Genomic DNA, 20535 nt, shown 5'->3' with positions numbered 1-20535 from the left:
ATGAGGCCGAGCTGCGACGGCGTCATTCGTGCGACGCGCATGGCACTACCTCACGCACCGCGCGCATACTTCGCCAGCCGCTTCTCCAGCACCCCCAGCATCGCCTCCCGCGCCGGGTCGCGCGAGCCGCGCAGCCAGGCGGCGGCCAGTGGCAGGCGTCCGATCGCGCTGCCGCGCTTCAGCCGTAGCGGCACGAAGCGCACGCCGGAGACGGCGAGCCGCGAGGTCCAGCGCGGCACGATGGCAATGCCGAGCCGCGCGGCGACGAGATGGACGATGGTCTGCTTCTCGTCGGCGAACTGCGCAATGTCGGGCGACAGCCCGGCCTGCGCGAACAGCTTCATGGTGAGGTCGTGGCTGTGCGGCCGCGACCGCCGGTCCGGTACGATCAGCTGCTGGTCGGCAATGTCAGCCAGAGACACCGAGGCACGCGTCGCCAGCCGATGCCGCTGCGGCAGCGCGACCACGGCGCTCTCGCTGAGTAGCGCACGGAATTCGAGCCTGGCATCGCCGCGCTCCGGCGGCCTGATGAAAGCAAGGTCGAGCGCGCCGGAGAGCACCTTGGGCAGCAGCCGGATCGTCTTCTCCTCCATCAGCTGCACGGCGATCTCGGGATGCGCCTCCCTGAAATCATGCAGCAGCTGCGGCAGCAGGCCCGCAGCCGCGCTGTCGATGGCGCCGACGCGCAGCTTCTGCGCTTTGCCGCCGCGTGCGCGCCGGCGGAACGACGTCTCCACCGCCTCGACCTTCGCCAGGATGCTGCGCGCATCCCGCAGCAGCAACGTGCCATGTTGGGTCAGAGACACCGCGCGTGTCGTCCGCGCAAACAGCGGCGTCGCGAGGTCGTCCTCCAGGAGCTTGATCTGGCGACCGAGCGCTGACGGCAGCATCTGCAGCCGCTGCGCCGCCTTGCCGAAATGCAGCTCCTCGGCGGCGGCGGCGAAGCAGCGGAGCTGGTGCAATTCCATGAGACGGGTCCCGTGAGGCGATGGACCGGATTATATCATTTTTTTGTATAATGATGCGAGCATTGAAGCCGGCCCAGGCAACCGCCTATGGTCCATGTTTCGTCGCCGGCCGGCTGGTGCTGTCGCCGCACCCCTCACACGGAGCTCGTTCCATGCGCACCCATTCCATCGCCGCCATCCCCGCCGACGGCATCGGCCCCGAGGTCATCTCCGCCGGCGTCCGCGTGCTCGAGGCGCTTGCGAAGCGCTCCGGCGATCTCAGCTTCAACGTCAAGACCTTCGACTGGGGCTCGGACTACTACAAGAAGCACGGCGTGATGATGCCGGCCGACGGCCTCACTGAGCTGAAGAAGTTCGATGCGATCTATTTCGGCGCCGTCGGTGCGCCCGATGTGCCCGACCACATCACGCTGTGGGGCCTGCGGCTGCCGATCTGCCAAGGTTTCGATCAGTACGCCAATGTGCGTCCGACCAAGATCCTGCCGGGCGTCGCCTCGCCGCTGCGCAATGTCGGCGTCGGCGATCTCGACTGGGTGATTGTGCGCGAGAACTCGGAAGGGGAATATGCCGGCATGGGCGGCCGCGCGCATCGTGGGCTGCCGGAAGAGGTCGGCACCGAAGTCGCGGTGTTCACCCGCGTCGGCGTCACCCGCATCATGCGCTACGCCTTCAAGCTGGCGCAGTCGCGGCCGCGCAAGTTTCTCACCGTCGTCACCAAGTCGAACGCGCAGCGCCATGGCATGGTGATGTGGGACGAGATCGCTGCCGAGGTCGCGCGTGAATTTCCCGACGTGACCTGGGACAAGATGCTGGTCGACGCGATGACGGTGCGCATGACGCTGCAGCCGAAGAGCCTCGACACCATCGTCGCGACCAATCTGCATGCCGACATTCTCTCCGATCTCGCCGGTGCGCTCGCCGGCAGCCTCGGCGTCGCGCCGACTGGCAACATCGATCCGGAGCGGCGCTTTCCGTCGATGTTCGAGCCGATCCACGGCTCGGCGTTCGACATCACCGGCAAGGGCATCGCCAATCCCGTTGCGACATTCTGGACCGGCGCGCAGATGCTCGAGCATCTCGGCGAGAAGGACGCGGCCATCAGGCTGATGGTAGCGGTGGAGAAGGTGTGTGCAGCCGGCATACTGACGCCGGATGTCGGCGGCAAGGCGACGACCAAGGACGTGACAGATGCGGTCATCGATGCGATCCACGGCTCCAATGTCTGAGGCGTGCAAATCTCCCGTACAATCTCGGCGTGCCCGGCGTCGCGCTTGCAATGAACGCTGCGGGGCGTATACCAGCGCTTCCGCTGCGTCCGCGCATGCCAATCACATGCATGTCATCAAGACGCGACACATGAGCTAGGCAGAAAGGGCACTATATGCGTCGTCACCGTCGAGCCAAGATCGTCGCGACCGTCGGCCCCGCGAGCAATTCTCCGGAGATGTTGAAGGCGTTGTTCCTTGCCGGTGTCGACACGTTTCGTCTCAACTTCAGCCACGGTACGCAGGCCGATCACGCCAAGGTCCATGCCGCGATCCGCGCGCTGGAAAAGGACGTGCAGCGCCCGATCGGCATCCTGATGGATCTGCAGGGGCCGAAAATTCGCGTCGGCACGCTGCGCGACAAGAAGATCCAGGTCGAAGCCGGCGAGACCATTCGCTTCGTGCTCAAAGGCACCGAGGGCGACAAGAGTGCCATTCCGCTTCCGCATCCGGAGATCTTTGCGGCAGTCGCGCCAGGTCACGATCTTCTGATCGATGACGGCCGCGTGCGCGTGCGCGTCATGGGGCTGGGTGACGACTGGATCGAGGCGAAGGTGATCGTCAGCGGCGCGATCTCCAATCACAAGGGCGTCAATCTGCCGGGCACCATTCTGGAGCTGTCGCCACTGACGGCCAAGGACCGCTCCGATCTCGCGTTCGGGCTCAAGCTCGGCGTCGACTGGGTCGCGCTGTCGTTCGTGCAGAAGCCGTCGGACGTGCTGGAGGCGAGGGGCCTGATCAACGGCCGCGCCGGCATCATGTCGAAGATCGAGAAGCCCGCGGCGCTGGATCGCATCGACGACATCATCCAGCTGTCGGATGCGATCATGGTGGCGCGTGGCGATCTCGGTGTCGAGATTCCGAATGAGGACGTGCCGGGCAAGCAGAAGGAGCTGGTGCGCGCCTGCCGGCTCGCGGTGAAGCCGGTGATCGTGGCAACGCAGATGCTGGACTCGATGGTGGCGACGCCGACGCCGACGCGCGCCGAGGTCTCCGACGTCGCGACCGCGATCTATGACGGCGCCGATGCCGTGATGCTGTCGGCGGAATCGGCCAGCGGGCAATATCCGCGCGAGGCGGTGGCGATGATGGACAGCATCATCAAGGCGACCGAGAACCACAAGATGTACGGCTCGCTCATCCAGGCGACGCAGCCCGACGAGGAGCAGACACCGCCGCATGCCGTGGCGACTGCGGCGGCCGACCTCGCCTCGGCCATTCACGCCAGGACGATCGTCGCCTATACGTCGAGCGGCACCTCGGCCTCGCGCGTCGCCCGCAAGCGGCCGAGCCTGCCGATTCTCGCGATCACGCCGAACGAGGACACGTCGCGGCGGATGTGCCTGCTGTGGGGCGCGCACAGCGTGCTGTCGCAGGACGTGCAGAGCTACGAGGAGATGGTCGAGCGCGCGACCGTGCTCGCGGTCCAGGAGGAGTTCGCGGCCGCAGGCGACCTGCTCGTCGTCGTTGCCGGCATCCCGTTCGCGCAGGCCGGCACGACGAACAATCTGCGCGTCGTCGCCGTGCCCCGATAGGAGGCAGCCGATTCCCTGCCTGCGCCGCCTGCCTGTCGCCTGATTGTCGCACCCCGCTGGTATCGCGGGGCGTGGCGAATGACATCGCGAGTCGTCATGCGAACGGCCCTCGGGAGCCTCCGTTCGTCATCGCAGTGTCATCAGGGACTGTTAGGTGGGCGCGCATGGGACTTGAGACTGCTGGTGAAGAAAGCCCGACGAAGCGCTTTCGGACGTTGTTCATCTCCGACGTACATCTCGGAGCCAGGGGCTCGCAGGCCAATCTCCTCGTCGATTTCCTGCGGCACCACGACGCCGACACCATCTACCTGGTCGGCGACATCATCGACGGCTGGGCGCTCAAGTCGAGCTGGCACTGGCCGCAGTCGCACAACGACCTCGTGCAGAAGATGCTGCGCAAGGCGCGCAAGGGCGCCAAGATCGTCTACGTGCCGGGCAATCACGACGAGTTCCTGCGCGGCTATTACGGCACGCATTTCGGCGGCATCGACGTCGTCGAGAACATCGTCCACACCGGGACGGACGGGAAGCGCTATCTCATCATTCACGGCGACATCTTCGATCTCGTCGTGCAGAACGCCCGCTGGCTCGCCCATCTCGGCGACAAGGCCTATGATTTCGCGATCCAGATGAACCGTCTGGTCAACTTCTTCCGCCGCATGTTCGGCGTGCCCTATTGGTCGCTGTCGCAATGGGCAAAGCAGAAGGTCAAGAACGCGGTGAACTACATCGGCGCGTTCGAGACCGCGCTCGCGTCCGAGGCGCGGCGGCATGGTGCCGACGGCGTGATCTGCGGCCACATCCATTGTGCCGTCATCCGCGACCAGGATGGCATCCGCTACATGAATTGCGGCGACTGGGTCGAGAGCTGTACGGCCCTGGTCGAGCACGAGGACGGCCGCTTCGAGATCCTGACCTGGACCGACCCGCAGCGCCAGCCCGCCGCGGTTCCGCAACTGGCGGCGCGCGCGGCTTGAGGCTGTCCCTTGCTTCGCGGCGATCGGGCGCGGTAAAATGCGAGCATGGCAGCCCATGCTCCGATCCCGTCCGTCACCGTCGCCGACATCGATGCGGCGGCCCGTGTTCTTGCACCCGTCGCCGTGCGGACACCGTTGTTACCGGCACCGGTGCTCAGCGATCTGTTCAAGGCGAACGTGTTCGTGAAGCCCGAGGTGCTGCAGCGGACCGGCTCGTTCAAGTTCCGCGGCGCCTACAACAAGCTCGCCTCGATCCCGAAGGACGCCCACGGCAGAGGCGTCGTCGCGTTTTCCTCCGGCAATCATGCCCAGGGCGTCGCCCATGCCGCCCAGCTGTTCGGCATGCACGCCACCATCGTGATGCCCTCCGACGCGCCGGTGGCCAAGCGCGAGCGGACCAAGGCGTTTGGCGCCGACGTCGTGCTGTACGATCGCGACCGTGAGGACCGCGAGGCGATCGCCCGCGACATCGCCGCGAAGCGTGGCTCGACCGTGGTGCCGCCTTATGATGATCCGTTCGTGATCGCGGGGCAGGGCACGGTCGGCCGCGAGATCGCCGAGGATCTCGCCGCGCTCGGATCGTCGCCTGATCTGGTGGTCGTCCCGGCTTCGGGCGGCGGCTTGCTCGCCGGCGTCTCGACAGCGGTCAAGGCGCGCTATCCGCAGACCCAGATGGTCGTCGCCGAGCCCAAGGGCTTTGATGACCATGCCCGCTCGCTCCGCGCCGGGCATCGCGAGGCGCATGGGGCCAAGGGGCGCACCATCTGCGACGCGCTGATGGCCGCGATCCCCGGCGAGATCACCTTCGCCATCAATAGCCGGCTGCTGTCGGCCGCGGTGGAAGCCTCGGATGACGAAGTGGGCCGCGCGGTCGCTTTCGCGTTCCGGGAGTTGAAGCTCGTCGTCGAGCCCGGCGGCTCGGTAGGCCTTGCAGCGCTGCTGGCGGGCCGGCTCGAAGTGGCCGGCAAGACGGTGGTGATCGTCCTCTCCGGCGGCAATGTCGATGCCGAGCTCTACGCCAGGCTGATCGCCTGAGCCAACGGCCTCAGCGGAAGCCGAGGCCGCCCCGGGAAAATCCGCCGCCCCCCTGACGCTGGCCGGATTGGGCAAAATGCGACGGGCCAGGCCCCCGCGTCAGCGCGGGGCGCGACGCGTCGAAGTTCGGCTTGAACGGGCCGGACTTGCCACCGGGACGACGGACGTCGTGCGTCTCGAACGGGCGTCCCGTGACGCGTTTGAGAGGATCGCGCTGGATCTTGGTCGCCGCAGGCGGATTCGACGGCGGCACGATCTTGTCGACGATCTTGTTCTGACCGGACAGCCGCCCATCGAGCACCTTGCCAGGAACGGTGTTGTTGATGGGCTTGCCATTGGTGACGACCGTCGGCGGCAGGTTCTTGGTCGGCAGGTTCGGCAGCGGCGCGGGACGGACCTGGACGCCGCCGTTGAGTGGACGCATGACCGGGACCATGTGCGGCGGCACCATCAGGCGGCTGGGCTGCAGCACCGGGATGGTCCTGGGCTGGACCTGCAGCCGGATCGCGACCGGCGCATAGGGGCTATCGGCGTAGGAGTCGCTGAAGCTCTTGTAGGCAGCCGGCGAGTTCGCCAGCACCGTCTGGTGCCACGCGACGGCCTGCACCAGGCCGGCGAGCAGCGCACGGATGCGGTCGGCGAGCGGATCGCGCGGGTACAGCTCGATGAACTCGCGGTAGTATTGCGGACGGTTCTCCGACAGCACGTAGTCATAGGCCTGCCGCACCGACCGGCTGGGCAGGTTGGCTGCCATCTGCACCACCGGCGCATTGTCCGCCGGTCGTGCCGCGGCGACCAACGTGTCGCCGAAGAAGGTGAAATCGCTGGTCAGGGATGAGCTTTCCCACGGCGTCTGCCGGCCATCGGTCGTCTGGTTGACCTGCAGACGAATGCGCTTGAACAGCTGCTCGATCGGCTGGTTCGGCTGTCGCGCGAGATTGAGAAACGCCTGCGTATAGGGACTGTGCTCGCCGCGTCCGTCGAGCGCCTCTTCGCCGGGCGAAGTCGAGTAGCCGACGATCGAACCGTTGGGTGCATCGACGATGGCAAGGCCGCGGCCGGCATCGTTGACGGCGGGAAACGGGTTGTTGCGGCAGGCATCGAGCACGACGATCCGCAGGCGGCTGGGAACGGCATCGAGCGTGGCCATCAGGTCGACCAGGCGGATCGTGCTCGTCGTCAGGTCTGAGGGAGCGGAAATGCGCGCGTCGATCGGAATGAGATAGTTCTCACCCGCCAGCTGAACGCCGTGACCGGCGTAGTAGACCATGGCGACGGCGTTCGGCCCGTGGGCGGCGACGCGGCTCGAGAAATCCTGCACCACCTTGAGCATCTCGGTCTGTGTCAGGTCGGTCGCGGTGATCACCTCGAAGCCCGCCGAATTCAAAAGCTTGGCGACGGCATGGGCGTCATTGTCGGGGTTCTCCAGCGGCGGAGCGTTCTGATAGCTTCCATTGCCGATCACCAGCGCCACGCGCGGCTCAGTACCTTGCGCGGTCGCGATCGGAGCGGCATCCGTGGTCGCTGGCGGCGCTGCGACGAGTGCACGGGGCGGCGTCTGCAGGTCGTCGATCTCGCTGCTGGCGGCGAGCGCCGGGCTTCGACCGAGTGCAGCGATCAAGACCAGAAGTCCGGCGACGAGCAGGAGCTTCCAATCGAAGTAACGGGAGCGGGACAGCGGAGCGGACACGGCGTTCTCCTCGAGCAGCAAAGTGGCTTGAGAAGAAGGTTAAGCGTGTCGGCGGGCGGCGTACGTGACCGGCATCACCTATCCGATACCGGTGATCAGCTTCCGTCAGTCGACGACACGACCAGAATTGCCGATCCTCAAGAGAAGAACGCGATCTTCTCGGGTTGGCTCATGCGGCGGATCGGCGTCAACGGATCGTTGGCGGGAGTCTGCGGGCGCTGCAACAGACCGTTCGACAGCAGGGTGGACCCCAGCGACGGTTCGTAGGCCGGCTTTGGCATGGCCTGCTGTGCGGTGGTGCTGGCGATTGGCGCAAGCGGCTCTCGCTCGATCGCAGTGTGTTGCAGCGGCGGTGACGCGGGAGTGTCGGCTGCCGCGGCGATCCTGGCGGCTGCTTCGACCGCGACCGAGAACTCCATGGTCGCCAGTTCGACCCGCGGCGGCAGCGGTGTGGCAGGCGCCGGCGCGGCGGCGGAGGCCGCCGGTTGCACATTGGTATTTGCGACCGGGGCTTCGACCGCCGCAGGCGCGAGTTCCGCCGTCAACGGCGCGGAAGCACTGAAGCTCGCCACGATATCGTCGTCGACGGCGCTCGGCTCCTCGATGTCGAAGCCGAGCGTTCGCGTCCGGCCGAACTCCTCGTCTTCGAAGGTCTCGGGCGCCCCCATCTCGGCTGCGACCAGCTCCAGGATGGCTTCATCCTGCGCCTCGGCTGCCGCGGCATCCTCGTTGGCTTCGGCACCGACCGAAGTCTCCGGCGGCACAATTTCGGCCTCGGCGGCGGATGCTGCTGCGGACTCCGGGGCGACCGTTGCAACAGGCGGGTCCGCCAGCGCAGCCGCGGGCGGCGGTTCCACCGTCGGCTTGACAGCCGTCGCCTGCCGTACGGGCTGCTCATCGGCGAGCTCGATCGCAGCGACCGCCGCGACCAGCTCGGACACGGCTGCCTCGACCTTCTGCGCCGCTTCCGGCTGCATCGTCGCAGCGCCGGCGTCGTCAGGAGACGGCGAGGCCTCGGCCGCCTGAGCGGCTCGCCCGGTTGGCACGGGCTCCGGGCCCGCGGGAGGCGTCGCGGCCTCGTTGCGGTCAAGCTCATTGAGACGGGTCTTGATGATCTCGAACGCCGCCAGCAACGCAACCTTCGGGTCGGTGCTGGCCAGCTGCTCGCAAGCGGCCTCGATCGATGTCACCTGGGAGTCGATCAGGTCGCAGATGCGCGAGTCCGCACCGATCTCGCGCCAGCGCCAGGAGATCTCCTTGATGATCCGGGTGCCCTTGCGCACCGGGGCCAGATTCTGTTCCAGCGCCAAGCCGTCGACGGCGGCCGCCGTCGCGAGCGCCGCATCCTCGACGGCGGCGCGGATCGAGGCCAGCGCTTCCGGCAGCGCCTTGCTGTCGGCGCGCTCGAATTCCTGGTGCTGCTGGCGCTGGGACGCCAGCGCATGCTCGATGCGCGCAACCGCATCCAGCACCATGCTGGTGTCGGCGTTGCGGTTGCGCTTCGCGTACTCGCCCAGGAACCAGCGGCCGCGGGACGTCTCCATGAAGGCGTCGCGGATCGCCTCATAGTCGGCCTCGTTCGGCTGAGCCGCACGGGCGGATATCGGCGAGAGGGCGAAGACTTCATCGACCATGGCAAACCCATCGCGCAAGTTGCTGCGCGTTGGCATAACGATCACCATGATATTGATCGAATCGCAATTGAATTGATGCCACTATCCCGACAAATCTCCACCACATCGCCGGTATTGGCGCGCCGATTCGCGGGCCGTCTCGGGCTGTTCTACAGCGCGGTGTTCGTGCTGTCCGGAACACATCTGCCGTTTTTCCCGGTCTGGCTGCGTGCGATCGGGCTGGACGCGTCGTGGATCGGCATCGTCATCGCCGTTCCCGCGGTAACGCGCTTCACGGTGCTGCCGCTGATCACCGCAATGGCGGAGCGCCGCCAGGCGCTTCGCGCCGGCATGCGGCTGGCCACCTTCGCAACTGCGTCGGGATTTGCCGTTCTGGCGTTCCAGCACGATCCCTGGTTGGTGTTCCTCGTCTATGTGGCAACCTGCTGCCTGTGGACGCCGCTGCTCCCGCTCACGGATGCCTACGCGCTGCGCGGGGTGATGAGCTACGGGTTGAATTACGGGCGGCTCCGGCTGTGGGGCTCGGCTGCGTTCGTCGTCGGAACGCTGCTGTGCGGCGGCCTAGCGGACGTGCTCGCGGCCACTGACCTGATCTGGATCATCGTCACGGTCGGAGTGCTCGGTGCTGTCAGCAGCCTGCTGCTCGAGCGGCTGCCTCCGTTGCCGCGCAGCACCGGTCGGGCACGGGACGGGCGGCATCTGCTGGCCGATCCCAGCTTCCTCTGCATCATCATCGCGTCGGCGCTGATCCAGGGCAGCCATGCCGCCTACTACACCTTCTCCGCGATCGAGTGGAGAGCACAGGGGCTCAGCGGGCTGACGATCGCCTGGCTCTGGACCATGGGCGTGCTCACCGAGATCGTGATCTTTGCGCTCTCCCCGCGGTTCACGCTGGCGCCCTCGACCCTGGTGATCATCGGTGCTGTCGCTGCGGTGCTGCGCTGGACGCTCACGGCCACGGAGCCGCAGGCGCTCGGGCTCGCTGCTGTTCAGATCAGCCACGGCTTCACGTTCGGACTGACGCTGATCGGGACGATGGGGCTGCTGGTTCGCCAGGTGCCGGCGCATGTGACGGCGCGGGGGCAGGGCTATTATGCCGCCGCCAGCGGCATCGTCGGCTCGGCGGCTTCGGCGCTGTCAGGGCCGGTTTATGCGCAATACGGGCCGGGCGTCTATCTCATGATGGCCGCGATGGCCGCGGTTGGCGGCCTGCTGATGTGGGTCGCGCGCAAACGCTTCAAGCTTCATCCCCATAGCGCCGCGTCGGGCGGGTAGACCAGACTGTCCTGATAGTACAGTCCATGCGGGCAATCCTCGGCCAACAGAAGAGGGCCATCGAGGTCGACGTAGCGCGCGAGCGGTGTCAGCAACATCGCCGGGGCCATCGAGAGCGAGGTCCCGACCATGCAGCCGACCATGATGTCGAAGCCCGATGCGCGGGCGGCATCGGCCATCGCCAGCGCTTCGGTCAACCCTCCGGTCTTGTCGAGCTTGATGTTGACAGCGTCATAGCGCCCGCGCAGCGCGTCGAGCGAATTGCGGTCGTGCACGCTCTCGTCGGCGCAGACCGCGAGCGGGCGCGTCATCTTGGCGAGTGCCTCATCCTTTCCGGCGGGGAGCGGCTGCTCGACCAGCGTCACGCCGGCATCCGCGCAGGCCGCGAGATGGGACTCGAGATTGGCCTCGGTCCAGGATTCGTTGGCGTCAACGATCAGTTGCGACTGCGGCGCAGCAGCCCGCACGGCGGCGATCCGCGCGGGATCGCCGGCACCGCCGAGCTTGATCTTGAGCAGCGGCCGGTGCGCTGCCTTGGCGGCGGCCTTGGCCATGATATCCGGCGCGGCGAGCGAGATCGTGTAGGCGGTCACGCACGGCTCCGGCGCGCGGCGGCCGAGCAGATCCCAGATGCGGCGGCCGCTGCGCTTGGCCTCCAGGTCGATCAGCGCACAGTCCAGCGCATTGCGTGCCGCGCCCGGCGGCATTGCGGTCTGCAGCGCGTCGCGATCGAGACCCGAGGCAATGGCATCGCGCATCGCGAGCAGCGCGCCCAACGCGCCCTCGGGCGTCTCACCGTAGCGCGGATAGGGAACGCATTCGCCGCGGCCGACGATGGCGCCGTGTCGCAGCTCCGCGATCACCGTCACCGCTTCGGTCTTGGCGCCGCGACTGATCGTGAAGCTGCCGGAGATCGGCCAGTGGCCGATATGGGCGTCCAGTATTGGAAAACCGGTGGAAGTCATTTGATTGTCAGGCGGTTTGTGAACTGGCGTGCGCTTGGGACTTGCGCGCGGACACCGACTATGGCTGTTGATGGGGGTCTCCGGCAAGGTGGTGGCGACGCGGTGGGATCTTTCTCGTCAAGGCGCGGATATCGGCAGCTTCGAGGTGGTCGTCGTGACGGGCAGCCCTGATCTGCAGCGAAGCGGCGAGGGCAACGCGCTGTCGCTGCGTGCGACCGGCGCCTGGACGGCGCCGTTTGCGCCCGCGCTCGAGCGCCTCGTCGCCGAGGCCGAAAAGCTTGCCGGCAAGAAGGTCGACGTTCGTATCGACGTGTCGCAGGTCTCCAAGCTCGATACGTTCGGTGCCTGGCTGATCGAGCGGCTGCGCCGCAGCTTCACGACGGGAACCGTCGAGGCCCGGATCGACGGCCTGTCGGCGAACTACGCCAGTCTTGTCGACGAGGTCCGTCGCGTCAGCGCGGCGCCCGGCGGTGAGGCGACGACTGTCACCATCACCGGCATGCTCGGGCAGATCGGTCGCAGCGTCGCCGGTATCGTCGGCACCGTGGCCGCGTTGATCGACATGCTCGGCGCCGTGATCGTCGCCAGCGGCCGGGTGCTGATCCATCCGCGCAGCTTCCGTCTCACCTCGACCATTCACCACCTCGAGCAGGTGTGCTGGCGCGCGGTGCCGATCATCGTGCTGATCACCTTCCTGATCGGCTGCATCATCGCCCAGCAGGGCATCTTCCATTTCCGCCGCTTCGGCGCCGACATCTTCGTCGTCGACATGCTCGGCGTGCTGGTGCTGCGCGAGATCGGCGTGCTCCTGGTCGCGATCATGATCGCCGGCCGGTCGGGCAGCGCCTACACGGCCGAACTCGGCTCGATGAAGATGCGCGAGGAGATCGACGCGCTGCGCACGATGGGCTTCGATCCGATCGAGGTGCTGATCCTGCCGCGCATGCTGGCACTGGTGATCGCGCTGCCGATCCTGTCCTTCCTCGGCGACATCGCCGCGCTCTATGGCGGAGGTCTGGTGGCGTGGTTCTACGGCGGCGTCGATCCCGAGGCCTTCCTGCTGCGGCTGCGCGACGCGATCTCGATCGATCATTTCACCGTGGGCCTGCTCAAGGCACCCGTCATGGCCGCCGTGATCGGGATCGTCGCCTGCGTCGAGGGGCTGGCGGTGCAGGGCAGCGCGGAATCGCTCGGACGTCACACCACCTCGTCGGTCGTGAAGGGCATCTTCTTCGTGATCGTGATGGACGGCATCTTCGCGATCTTCTTTGCGGCGGTCGGGATGTGACATGACGGCAGAGATGTCCGACCCGATCATCCGCGTACGTGACGTGACCGTCGAGTTCGGCAAGACCCGCGTGCTCGATGGCCTCGATCTCGACGTCAGACGCGGCGAGATCCTGGGCTTCGTCGGCCCGTCCGGCGCCGGCAAGTCGGTGCTGACGCGCACCATCATCGGCCTGGTGCCGAAGCTCGCCGGGCGCATCGAGGTGTTCGGCGTCGATCTCGATGCCGCGGATCGCGCTGGCCGTCGCGCCGTCGAGCGTCGCTGGGGCGTGCTGTTCCAGCAGGGTGCGTTGTTCTCGTCGCTGACGGTGCGGCAGAATATCCAGTTTCCGGTCCGCGAGTATCTGAAGGTCTCGCAGCGGCTGCTCGACGAGATCATGGTGGCCAAGCTGGTGATGGTCGGATTGCGGCCCGATGTTGCCGATCGTTTCCCGAGCGAGCTGTCCGGCGGCATGATCAAGCGCGTCGCGTTGGCGCGCGCGCTCGCGCTCGATCCCGAGCTCGTGTTCCTGGATGAGCCGACCTCGGGACTCGACCCGATCGGCGCCGGCGATTTCGACGAGCTGGTGCGGACCCTGCAGCGCACTTTGGGTCTGACGGTTTTCATGGTAACCCATGATCTCGACAGCCTGTACACGGCCTGCGACCGCATTGCGGTGCTTGGCAACGGCAAGATTATTGCTGCGGGATCGATGGCCGACATGCAGGCTTCGGAGCATCCATGGCTCCGGCAGTATTTCCACGGCAAGCGCGCACGCGCCGTGATGGGGTAGCTTGATGCACTCCAGAGACGAATTTTGTTGTGAGCGGGAGTGGGGACTCCTGCGACTAAGCTGATGGGGTGGGTGCCGCGGTCCGGCGCCAACCGAGAGCGCACGAGAGCGGCGGGTGGGATGTCCGCCGCGACGTGCCGGTACCGGAGTTGGTAATGGAAACGCGGGCGAATTACGTCCTGATCGGGTCGTTCACCCTGGCGGTGATCGCGGCGGCGATTGGCTTTGTCCTCTGGTTCCAGAGCCTGCACACGACCAAGCAGCGCACCCCGTTGCGGGTCGTGTTCGACGGGCCGGCAGCCGGTCTGCGCAATGGCGGCAGCGTCAATTTCAACGGTATCCGGGTCGGCGAGGTGATCTCGGTGAAGCTCGACAATCCGCGCCGGGTGGTGGCGCTGGCGATGGTCGAGAACAACGCGCCGATCCGCAAGGACACGCTCGTCGGGCTCGAATTCCAGGGCCTCACCGGCGTCGCGGCGATCTCGCTCAAGGGCGGGGAAGAGGCCGCGCCGCCGCCGCCGCTCGACGAGGACGGCGTGCCGATGCTGCGCGCCGATCCGACCCGTCTGCAGGATGTGACCGAGGCGATCCGCGCCACCCTGCAGAACATCAACAAGGTCGTCGCCGACAACCAGGACGCCGTGAAGAACTCGATCAAGAACCTCGAGGTCTTTACCCAGTCGCTGGCGCGCAACTCCGAGCGCATCGACGGCGTCATGAGCCGCGTCGACGGCATCATGGGTAAGGCGGATACGCTGATGCTCGGCCTCAACACGCTTGCCGGCGGCAAGGATGGCGGCGAGCTGTTCCTGACCGTGAAGTCGATCCGCGAACTCGCCGACGACTTCGACAAGCGTTCCGGCGCGCTGATGGCCGACGGCCGGAGGACGCTGTCCGACATCAGCCGCGCCGTGAACAATTTCGATCGCAACCCGACCCGTGTCCTGTTCGGCGCCAGCAACTCGAGCGCCAGTCCGAGCAACGCCCAGGCCTCGCAGCCGACTCCCGCACCGGCGCCGGCCGCCAGCGGACGGCGGTGAGGGATCGGCGAGTAGCGAATTGGGAGTAGCGAGTAGGGGACGTGCGCTCGGCTGCTGCACGCTCCTGGCCACTCGTTCAGCACCCTCGTCGTCTGGTGAGAGGCAAGTGAACGTGCGCATCCTGGGCGACGTGGAACGCGGGATCGCGTAGGTCTCTCCAAGCCGGGCCAGATGATCGCGCGGACGCCAGGCTGAAGCCGGCAAAGCCGAAGACGCTTCATTGCATCTCCAAAAGCGAAACGGAGGCCTTGCGGCCTCCGTTTGTTTGTCGATCACAGGTTGGCTACGCGCCATTCGCTACTCGCTAGTCGTCTCTCCCATCACGCCAGCCGTCCGGCGGCATGGGCGAGCAGGGTGTAGACGAGGCCGGTCTCCGAGGTCAGCTGGTTGCGCAGCGCCTGCGGGTTGCGGTCGTCGCGGGCGACCTCGTCGAGCAGCCGCTCGAACTCGGTGATGTAGCGGTCGACCGTCTGCTTGAAGGTGCGGTCGGCGCGGTACTTGCGGGCCACCTCGTCGAACGCCTTCTGACCGGCCGGCGTGTACAGGCGCTTGGAGAACGCCTTGGTCTCGCCGCGCTGATAACGGTCCCACATCTCGGCCGCGAGATTGCGGTCCATCAGGCGGGCGATGTCGAGCGACAGCGACTCCAGCGGATTGCCCGGCTGCTGCGGCGCCGCTCCACGGCCACGTGCAGCCTGAGCCTGCCCGGCGGTGCTGTTGTCGGCCCGGTTGAGCAGGTCGGACAGCCAGTTGTCGCTGCGCTGATCGGCGACCGGCCCCATCGGCGGTGCCTCGACCCGACGCGGCTGCGGCGGAGGCGGTGCCGGCGGCTGCATGCCGAGATCCGGCGGCGGCAGATTGGTGACGCTGGTCGCGCTCGGCTCGCGCATGCGCATCTCGGGACGACCGCCGACGGCGGCGGCCACGACCGGCTCTTCCTGGCGGACGACCGCGGCCGGTGCCGCGACCGCGGCAGGACGGGCCGTGCTGACCACGTCCAGTCCGCGGCCGTGATGCGCCACGATGCGGTTCAGCTCTGCCAGCGCCTCGATCTGGTCGACGATGACCTTGCGCATCTGCGCGGTGCTCTCGGCTGCCTCCTGCGGCATCTCCAGCACGCCCCGGCGCAGCTCGCCGCGAGTGGCTTCGAGCTCGCGGTGCATCTCGGCCGCCATCTGCTTCATGCTCGACACCAGCGCCGCGAACTTCTCCGCGGACTGCTTGAACATCGCGTCGGCTTCCTGCGTGCTCTGCTGGTAGATCTCCTGCATCGTCGAGGTGGTCAGGCGGCGCTCTTCCTCGGCATTGTTGCGGATGGCCTCGAACTGGCGGCTGATCGCGGTCGAGCCGGCGCCGGCGGTTTCGGCCACGACGCGGGCGATGTCGCGCGCGCGCTCCTCGGCCGCCGCGAGCGACTCGTCGAGCAGCGTCGTGAAGCGCGACAGGCGCTGGTCGAGATCCGCGGTGCGCAGGTCGATCGTGGTGACCAGCGACTCCAGCGTCGTCTTGCGCTCGGAGATGGAGACCGTCGCATCGCGGTTGCTCTGCTCGACGATCGCGGCCGCCTCGATCAGGGCTTTGCCGTGGGCGTCGAACTGGCCGGACAGCGAGTTGAGGTCGTCCAGCGCCTTCGTCGTCTTCACGTTGAAGACGCTGAGCTGGTCTTCCAGGGTCTGCGTCGCGGTGCCGTTGCGCGAGGTGACGTCGTTCATCGCCGTGACGAAATCGGCGACGCGGGTGACGAGGGCGCGCTCCAGCGAATTGAGGTTGTCGTGGGCGCCGGTCAGCACCTCCTGCAGCAGGATGTTGCCTTCACGCAGCCGCTCGAACAGGGCGACCGTGTCGGTGCGCAGGATCTTGCTGGTTTCCTGCATCTCGGTGACGGCCGCGACCGACACCTGGCGCGACTGCTCGATCGCTGCGCGCGAAGCCTGCTCCAGCTCCTTCAGCGACTTGCCGATCGCTGTCGTCGCGAGTTCGCCGGCCGAGGTGATGTTGCGCGCCACGTCCGAGCCGTTGCCGCTCACGGCCTGGGCGAACGCTTGGCCGCGCACCTCGATCGACTTCAACGCGTCCGAGGTGACGCGATCGACCTCGATGGTGAGCTGGTTGGTCTTCGACGTCAGCGTCTCGACCAGGGTGCCGCGCTTGCTGTCGAGGATCTGCGACAGCCGCTCGGTCTGCTGCTGCACATAGGTCACGATCTCGTCGGTCTTGCCGGTCATGGCCGAGCCGAACGAATTGCCCGCGGCGAGCACCGAGCGCTCGATCTCGGTCGAGGTCGACTTCACCCGGGTGGAGACCTCGTTGGAGGCGGCGACCAGCGCGCTCTGCGCATTCAGTGCGCTGCTCTGGATCGCATCGGTGGTGTTGGCAGCGACGGTGTTGATCGAGCGCTCGATCTCCGACGAGATCGCCTTGAGCTGGCCGGCGGTGTCGGTCGAGGTCGCGGTCAGCAGGTTCTGCGCCTCGCGGGCGCCGCCGACGATGACCGCCACCGTCTCGGTCGTGGTCGAGGTCAGGATGGTCTGGGCCTCGCGGGCGCTGCCGACCAGCGATGCCGCAGTGTCGGCCGAGGTCGCGGTCAGAGACATCTGCGCCTGGCGTGCGCTGTTGAGGATCGAGGTGGCCGTATCGGAGCCCACGGCCGCCAGGGTGCGCTCGACGTCGACGGCGAGCGACTTGACGTGGTCCGCCGCCTCGGTCGAGGCCGAGATGAGCTTGGACTGGACGTCACGGGCGCTGTCGATGATCACGGTCGCGGTGGTGGTGCCGACCGCAGCGAGCGTGCGCTCGACGTCGATGGCCAGCGACTTGACGTGGTCGGCCGCCTCGGTCGAGGCGGAGACGAGCTTGGACTGCACGTCGCGAGCGCTGTCGACGATGGTCGCCGCCGTGTTGGAGCCGACTGCGGCGAGCGTGCGCTCGACGTCGGCTGCCAGCGTCTTGACGTGGTTGGCCGCTTCCGAGGACGCGCTGATCAGCGTCGTCTGCGCCTCGCGGGCGCCGCTGGTGATGGTCTCGGCCGTCGTGGTGCCGGCGATCGACAGCGAGCGCTGGACGTCTACGGTGAGCATCTTGACCTGGCTGGCGGCCTCCTCGGAGGCGGCGAGCAGGGTGGCCTGCGCCTCGCGGGCGCCCGAGGTGATGGACTCGGCCGTGGAGGTCCCAACGCTCATCAGCGTGCGCTGCACGTCGGATGCGAGCGACTTGACGTGCTCGGCGGCGTCGGAGGACGCCGACACCAGCGTGCTCTGGACTTCGCGGGCGCCGGCCAGGATCGAGGCTGCCGTCGCCGAGCCTGCCGCGGTCAGCGTGCGCTCGACGTCCGCGGACAGCGACTTGACCTGGGTCGAGGTTTCGCCGGAGGCGGTCAGCAGCGTGGCCTGGGCCTCGCGTGCGCTCGACAGGATCGCATTGGCAGCACTGCTGCTGGCGCCGGCGAGGGCGCGCTCGACCTCGGTCGAGGTCGTTCTCAGCTGCGAGCCGACGTCGGTCGAGACGTTCAGCAGCGCCTCCTGCGCCGTGCGGGCGCCGGTCTGAATGGTCTCGCTGGTGTTGACGACGAGGCTGGTGAGCGAGCGCTCGGCGTCCTCGACATGCGACTTGATGCTGGCGGACAGCAGCTCGGCGCGGGTCATCAGTTCGTCGCTGGCCTGGCGGCCGCTGCTCTCGATGCGGCCGGCCACGGCCTCGACGCGCGAGCCGAGCAGGTCCTCGAACTGCGACACGCGATGGTCGATCTCGGTTGCGATCGAGCCGACGCGCGTCTCGATGCCCTGGTGGATGTCCTGGAAGCGGGCGGTCACGGCCTCGGTCAGCTCGAAGCTGCGGCCGTCGATGATGTTCGACAGGCTGACGATACGCTGATCGATCGCCTCCAGCGCCTTGTCGGTGCCCTCGGTGAGCGAGGAGGTCAGGATGTTGAGGCGAGAGTCGATCGACTGGATCGCCTGCGCCGAGCCGTCGGTCAGCGAGGACGTCAGCACCGTCAGCCGCGAGTCGATGGCGTGCAGCACCTGGGCCGCGCCGTCTGTCAGTGAGTTCGACAGCGTACCGAGCCGGCCCTCGATGGTCGACGTGACCGAGGTCGCGCGGCCGTCGAAGTTCTCTTCCAGCGTCTTCAGGCGCCCCTCGACGGTGTCGTCGAACGTCTTGATCTTCGAATCCAGCGAGGAATCGAACGTGCTGATGCGCGTCTGCAGATTGGTCTCGAACTGATTGAGCCGCTGGTCGAGCGTCGCCGTGATCTCACCGCTGTTGGACGACAGCCGGGTGTCGAAATTATCGACATAGGTCTTGAGATTGTCCGAGATCTCCTGGGTCCGCTGGCCCATGCGCTCGACGATCTCGCCGCCATAGGTCTTCACCGTGCGGTCGAACTCGGTGATGTGGCGGGTGATCAGCGCGCCCAGGGTCGAGCTGTCGCGCGCGAAGCGCTCGGCGAGCTCGGTGCCCTGGTTCTTCACCAGCTCGTCGAAGGCGCTGATCTGCAGCGACAGCGTATCGTGGGTGCTCTCGGTCTGGCTGACGACCTTGGCCACCAGCGTGTTGACGGTCGCATCCAGCGACTCGCTCGCCTTCTCGCCCGACGTCACGATGTGACCGGAGAGGCGCTGGCTGGCCTCGTCGATCTTGGTGACGAGATCGCCGCCGCGCAGCTCGAGTTCCAGCAGCAGCGAGTCGCCGGAAGCCTTGAGCGAATCGTGGAACTGCTCGGTGCGCACCGAGATGCCGTCGACGATGCTCGCCGTGCGCTGTTCGAACTCGCTGGTGATGCGGTCGATACGCTCGTTGAGCATCTCGTGGACGCGGTCCGACAGATCGGCGAACTCGTCGTGGACGTGGCCGGTCTTGAAATTGAGGCTGGTGGTCAGCCGCTCGGAGGCGTCGAGCACCGCGCGGGTGGTCTCGGCGCTGGCCTCTTCGAGCCGGTCCAGCAGGTCGCCGCCGCGCTCGCCGAGCGCGAGGATCATGTTGTCACCGGCATTGCTGAGGGCGGCCGTGATATGGGCGCCGCGCTCCTCGAGCGCGCCGGTGATGCTCTTGGCGACCTCGTCGACGCGCGAGGCGATCGCGTCCGAGATCAGCGCGATGTCGTGGCGCAGGTCGATCTGCACTCCGGAAATGGCGCTGCGGACCTGCTCGGCCTGGCCGACCAGGTTGTCGCGCTGGTGGGCGATGTCCTGGAGCAGGGCGCGGATGCGCACCTCGTTGTCGCTATAGGCGCGCTCGAGCGCCGCGACCTCGTTGGCGACGAGGGTTTCGAGCTCGCCGGCGCGCGCGATCGCACGCTCGACGCCGTCGCCCATGGCCGCGACCTCGCGGCGGATCGCCTGGCCGACGGTCACGATGGAATCGCTGGCGGCGTTCTCCGGATCGGAGAAGCGGATCGCGACCTGCGCCATCGACTGCGCGATCATGCGCAGCTCCTGGCCGCGCCAGGCGAGGCTGGCGAGGAAATAGAACAGCAGCACCGGCGCGAAGAACACCGCGGCGAGGCCGGCGAGCACCAGCACGCCGCCGCTCTGTCCGACCACGGCCTGCAGGGCCGGCAGGAAGCCGATCGTGATCAGCGCGCAGCCGACGATCCAGATGCCGGCGAAGGCCGTCGCCAGCGTATAGACGCCGCGGGACGGCCGTCCCTTCTGGATCGCCTGCAGGAGCTGGCCGATCGTCTCGCGGTCGTCATTGGCGGGACGGCGAACGGCAAGCGGAGGCGGCTCGATGTCGTCCAGGCTGCCGCGATCGGCGCTCACGCGGGGGTCGAACTGATCGTAGCCCGACGGGCCGGTCGGCATGACCGGCGGCACCCCGTCAGCGTGGACCGAGCCCGGCGGATCCCCGGGCACGGTCGAATCACTGATGTTCAAAGCCTCCTGAATGGCGGACAGCGCGACTTCAGTCGGGTCTTTGACCTTTTTGGGGGTGTTCGCCATGTTGAATCCGAGCCCTCGTCTTATTTCCGATCCGGCGAGCCGCGTACGAGTACCCTCTCGAAGCGCTCGAACCGAATGTCATCCTCCGCAGGCACCGGCGGTGGCAAATTCCGTCTGGTGGCCCACTCCATCCGGGGCTCATCCTATTGACT

At 67.2% G+C, this 20535-nt stretch carries 13 protein-coding genes; 8 read left to right on the top strand and 5 right to left on the bottom strand.

Features of this window, described 5'->3' with window-relative positions; translation table 11 throughout:
• Nucleotides 1-50: 50 nt before the first annotated feature.
• On the bottom strand, nt 51-968 hold the full coding sequence (locus tag ACQR1I_RS13390; protein WP_434865054.1) for a LysR substrate-binding domain-containing protein: 918 nt from the start codon (nt 966-968) through the stop codon (nt 51-53).
• A gap of 152 nt (nt 969-1120) precedes the next feature.
• On the opposite strand from ACQR1I_RS13390, the gene ACQR1I_RS13385 reads away from it, so the two are divergent.
• From ACQR1I_RS13385 to ACQR1I_RS13370, 4 genes are all read left to right on the top strand, one after another.
• Complete coding sequence (locus tag ACQR1I_RS13385) at nt 1121-2194, top strand: tartrate dehydrogenase (protein ID WP_434865053.1); 1074 nt, start codon at nt 1121-1123, stop codon at nt 2192-2194.
• A 155-nt stretch (nt 2195-2349) separates the two neighbouring features.
• Nucleotides 2350-3768 carry a pyruvate kinase gene (gene pyk / locus ACQR1I_RS13380; protein ID WP_434865052.1) on the top strand — a complete coding sequence of 473 codons (1419 nt, stop codon included), beginning with the start codon at nt 2350-2352 and terminating at the stop codon, nt 3766-3768.
• Between the two features lie 164 nt (nt 3769-3932).
• On the top strand, nt 3933-4745 hold the full coding sequence (locus tag ACQR1I_RS13375) for a UDP-2,3-diacylglucosamine diphosphatase (protein WP_434865051.1): 813 nt from the start codon (nt 3933-3935) through the stop codon (nt 4743-4745).
• A 45-nt stretch (nt 4746-4790) separates the two neighbouring features.
• Nucleotides 4791-5780, top strand: coding sequence for a threonine ammonia-lyase (locus tag ACQR1I_RS13370; RefSeq protein ID WP_434865050.1), 990 nt, complete (start codon nt 4791-4793; stop codon nt 5778-5780).
• Nucleotides 5781-5790: 10 nt separating this feature from the next.
• On the opposite strand, the gene ACQR1I_RS13365 is transcribed toward ACQR1I_RS13370, so the two are convergent.
• A complete protein-coding gene (locus ACQR1I_RS13365) occupies nt 5791-7470 on the bottom strand; it encodes a caspase family protein (protein ID WP_434865049.1) in 1680 nt (559 codons plus the stop codon).
• Nucleotides 7471-7607: 137 nt separating this feature from the next.
• The gene (locus ACQR1I_RS13360; protein WP_434865141.1) at nt 7608-9140 is read right to left on the bottom strand and encodes a hypothetical protein; all 1533 of its coding nucleotides are present in this window, start codon (nt 9138-9140) and stop codon (nt 7608-7610) included.
• 39 nt (nt 9141-9179) lie between these two features.
• Between ACQR1I_RS13360 and ACQR1I_RS13355 the strand changes: the two genes are divergently transcribed.
• Nucleotides 9180-10379: an MFS transporter gene (locus ACQR1I_RS13355; RefSeq protein WP_434865048.1), complete on the top strand. Its 1200-nt coding sequence runs from the start codon at nt 9180-9182 to the stop codon at nt 10377-10379.
• Here the strand turns inward: ACQR1I_RS13355 and dgcA are convergent.
• Nucleotides 10349-11344: an N-acetyl-D-Glu racemase DgcA gene (gene dgcA, locus ACQR1I_RS13350; protein WP_434865047.1), complete on the bottom strand. Its 996-nt coding sequence runs from the start codon at nt 11342-11344 to the stop codon at nt 10349-10351. The genes ACQR1I_RS13355 and dgcA overlap by 31 nt on opposite strands.
• 154 nt (nt 11345-11498) lie before the next feature.
• Here dgcA and ACQR1I_RS13345 point away from each other — a divergent pair, with 154 nt between their 5' ends.
• From ACQR1I_RS13345 to ACQR1I_RS13335, 3 genes are all read left to right on the top strand, one after another.
• Complete coding sequence (locus ACQR1I_RS13345) at nt 11499-12632, top strand: MlaE family lipid ABC transporter permease subunit (RefSeq protein ID WP_434865140.1); 1134 nt, start codon at nt 11499-11501, stop codon at nt 12630-12632.
• A 1-nt stretch (nt 12633) separates the two neighbouring features.
• Nucleotides 12634-13404, top strand: a complete 771-nt coding sequence (locus ACQR1I_RS13340; protein WP_434865046.1) for an ABC transporter ATP-binding protein — start codon at nt 12634-12636, stop codon at nt 13402-13404.
• A gap of 155 nt (nt 13405-13559) precedes the next feature.
• Nucleotides 13560-14444, top strand: a complete 885-nt coding sequence (locus tag ACQR1I_RS13335; RefSeq protein WP_434865045.1) for an MlaD family protein — start codon at nt 13560-13562, stop codon at nt 14442-14444.
• A 320-nt stretch (nt 14445-14764) separates the two neighbouring features.
• Here the strand turns inward: ACQR1I_RS13335 and ACQR1I_RS13330 are convergent, their stop codons facing one another.
• Nucleotides 14765-20383: a methyl-accepting chemotaxis protein gene (locus ACQR1I_RS13330; protein ID WP_434865044.1), complete on the bottom strand. Its 5619-nt coding sequence runs from the start codon at nt 20381-20383 to the stop codon at nt 14765-14767.
• Nucleotides 20384-20535 lie beyond the last annotated feature (152 nt).

Source organism: Bradyrhizobium sp. HKCCYLS2038 (assembly GCF_051167655.1).
Classification (GTDB): Bacteria; Pseudomonadota; Alphaproteobacteria; order Rhizobiales; family Xanthobacteraceae; genus Bradyrhizobium.
The sequence above is the reverse complement of the archived record's forward strand: the minus strand, read 5'-3'. Positions and strand labels throughout refer to the sequence as shown.